This window comes from Micromonospora sp. NPDC003776 (genome assembly GCF_053605645.1).
This window is the reverse complement of record NZ_JBSGJR010000778.1, coordinates 1-2,594: the sequence shown is the minus strand read 5'-3', so window position 1 is coordinate 2,594 and position 2,594 is coordinate 1. Positions and strand designations below refer to the sequence as shown.

Below are 2,594 nucleotides of genomic sequence, written 5' to 3'. Positions count from 1 at the left end.
CGGGTCGCCCGGTCCCTCGGCACCGGCGTCCGGGTCGGTCGGTCCGTCCACACCGGCGTCCGGGCCGGCCGGTCCGTCCACACCGGCGTCCGGGTCGGTCGGTCCGCCTGGGCCGGCGTCCCGGACCGGCGGCTCGCCGGTGCCACCGGGCGGGTCGGTCGGCCCGGCGATGCCGTCGTCCATCCCGGGCAGCCCGGCGGGGGTGGCCGGCGCCGGCCAGGGGGCGGCCTCCAGACGCGCGGCGCGGGTCTCGATCTCGCCGTGCCAGCCGGCCAGCAGGGCGGCCACCGGATCGTCCGGGGGCGGTGGCGTGCCGCGACGGAGCGCGTCGAGCAACTCGTCGTCGCGCAGCACCGGATCCGCGGGGCCCGGCGTGGGCCCGTCGCCGCTCACCGCAGCACTCCTGCCAGCGAGTCACCGGCGAGGGCGCGCAGCCGGGTCAGCGCCCGGTGCTGGGCCAGCCGTACGGCACCAGCGGTCATACCGAGCACCGTACCGACCTCGTCAGCCGTCATCCCGACGGCCAGGCGGAGCACCAGGATCTCGCGGTGGGTGGCCGGCAACTGGGCCAGCAGTCCGGACAGCCGCGCACCGAGCTCGGCGGTGAGCGCCTGGGGCTCCGGGCCGGGCGCGGGGTCGGCGGCCTCGGGCAGGTCGGCAACGCTCTCGGTCCGGTCCCGGCTCGCGGCCCGGCAGGCGTCGGCCACCTTGCGCGCCGCGATGCCATACACGAAGGCGAGGAACGGCCGGCCCTGGTCGGTGAAGCGGGGCAGGGCGCGCAGCACCGCGAGGCAGACCTCCTGGGCGACGTCCTCCGCCGTGGCGCCCCCGGCGCCGACATGTCCCAACCGGGCCAGGCTGTAGCGCACCGCGATCGGCCTGATCTGGGTGAGGACCCGGGCCACTGCCACCGGGTCACCGGCCACGGCCCGCCGGACGAGGTCGGGATCCGGGGTGTCCATCGAGGTCAACGAGGCCCTTCCGCTGTGCGTGGCTCGACGGTAACCGGCCTCCGGCGTACCGCCAAGAGGTCGGCGTGAAACGCCGCGCGGGCCGGCGGCGATAACCGGGCAGGAGCGGTACGCCGCCCGCCCGACCTGGCGCTTCCCGACGTCGGGTCTGCCGTTGTGCGCCCTTTCAGCCGAATTTATATATTTCCAATAACGAATGGCCGCGTGCCCTGGTCCGCACGTCGTCGGATGCGCCAGCCTCTGCCTGGGCCGACCGGCCCGACCGCACGTGGAGAGGAACCCCCATGCGCAAGACACTGGGCGTCGCGATGCTCACCGGCATCGTCGTCGCCGCCTCGGCGACCGGCGCCACCGCCGCCCCGCGCGCGGAGGCGCAGACCGGCTACATCGTCGTCCTCCGCGCCGACACGAACTCGTCGTCGGTCGCCGCCGAGCAGGCCCGGGCGACGGGTGCCACCGTGGGCCACGTCTACCAGCACGCCCTGCGCGGCTACTCCGCCCGGATGAGCGCGACCGCCGCCGCCCGCATCGCCCGCGACTCCCGGGTGCTCTTCGTGCAGCCCGACGGGGTGGCCACGGCGGCCGCGCAGACCACGCCGACCGGCATCAACCGGGCCGACGCGGAGCTGAGCCCGACCGCGAAGATCAACGGTGTGGACGAGCGGGTGAATGTCGACGTCGCGGTCATCGACACCGGCATCGACCTGACCCACCCCGACCTGAACGTCTACACCGCCGGGGCGAAGAACTGCTCCACCGGCAACAGCGCCAACGACGGCAACGGTCACGGCTCGCACGTCGCCGGCACCATCGGCGCGCTCGACAACGGCATCGGCGCGGTCGGCATGGCCCCGGGGGCCCGGATGTGGCCGGTCCGGGTGCTCAACAACGCCGGCAGTGGGACCTTCTCCGACATCATCTGCGGCATCGACTACGTGACGGCGCACGCCAGCGAGATCGAGGTCGCCAACATGAGCCTCGGCGGCTCCGGCTCCGACAGTGCCTGTGGCAGCAACAAGGACGCCATGCACGAGGCGATCTGCAAGTCGGTCGCGGCCGGCGTGACGTACGTCGTGGCCGCCGGGAACGAGACCGACAACGCGGCCAACCACGTGCCCGCCGCGTACGACGAGGTCATCACCGTCTCCGCGCTGGCCGACTTCAACGGCCTGCCGGGTGGCGGTGCCGCGGCCACCTGCCGCACCGATGTGGACGACACCATCGCCGACTTCTCCAACTACGGCGCCGACGTCGACCTGATGGCCCCGGGTGTCTGCATCTACTCGACCTGGAAGGGCGGCGCCTACAACACCATCTCCGGCACCTCGATGGCCAGCCCGCACGTGGCCGGCGGCGCCGCCCTCTACAAGGCGACCCACCCGACCGCCACCCCGAGCGCGGTCAAGTCGGCCCTCCAGGCGGCCGGTACGACGAACTACAGCTGGCCGGCCGGCGACCCGGACGGCATCCAGGAGAAGCTGCTGAACGTCGCGACCTTCTGACCGTCGCCACCTCGGCCGTGCCACCCGCCCGGGCGGCAGGTGGCGGTCGCCCGGGTGGTCACCGACCGGGCCACCTTCGCCTGGCTCTGCGACGTGTACGTGGACCGGGGCGAGCGGGGTC

3 protein-coding genes and 1 pseudogene are annotated in these 2,594 nt (G+C 74.0%); 2 read left to right on the top strand and 2 right to left on the bottom strand.

The window, feature by feature from the left end:
- Both ACWEVO_RS34780 and shbA read right to left on the bottom strand, forming a co-directional pair.
- Positions 1-393 (bottom strand): anti-sigma-D factor RsdA (locus ACWEVO_RS34780; RefSeq protein ID WP_452311652.1); only part of this gene is annotated, 393 nt, incomplete at its 3' end.
- Positions 390-962, bottom strand: coding sequence for an RNA polymerase sigma factor ShbA (gene shbA / locus ACWEVO_RS34775; RefSeq protein WP_452311653.1), 573 nt, complete (start codon positions 960-962; stop codon positions 390-392). The genes shbA and ACWEVO_RS34780, both read right to left, overlap by 4 nt.
- A 293-nt stretch (positions 963-1,255) precedes the next feature.
- Here shbA and ACWEVO_RS34770 point away from each other — a divergent pair, with 293 nt between their 5' ends.
- A complete protein-coding gene (locus tag ACWEVO_RS34770) occupies positions 1,256-2,473 on the top strand; it encodes a S8 family peptidase (protein ID WP_452311651.1) in 1,218 nt (405 codons plus the stop codon).
- Between the two features lie 30 nt (positions 2,474-2,503).
- Positions 2,504-2,594: pseudogene (locus tag ACWEVO_RS34765) on the top strand (GNAT family N-acetyltransferase); the annotation flags it as partial.

Excerpts from the sequence above, each read along its gene's own strand:
- shbA (WP_452311653.1), bottom strand. The coding sequence starts at position 962 with ATGGACACCCCGGATCCCGACCTCGTCCGGCGGGCCGTGGCCGGTGAC.
- ACWEVO_RS34770 (WP_452311651.1), top strand. The coding sequence starts at position 1,256 with ATGCGCAAGACACTGGGCGTCGCGATGCTCACCGGCATCGTCGTCGCC.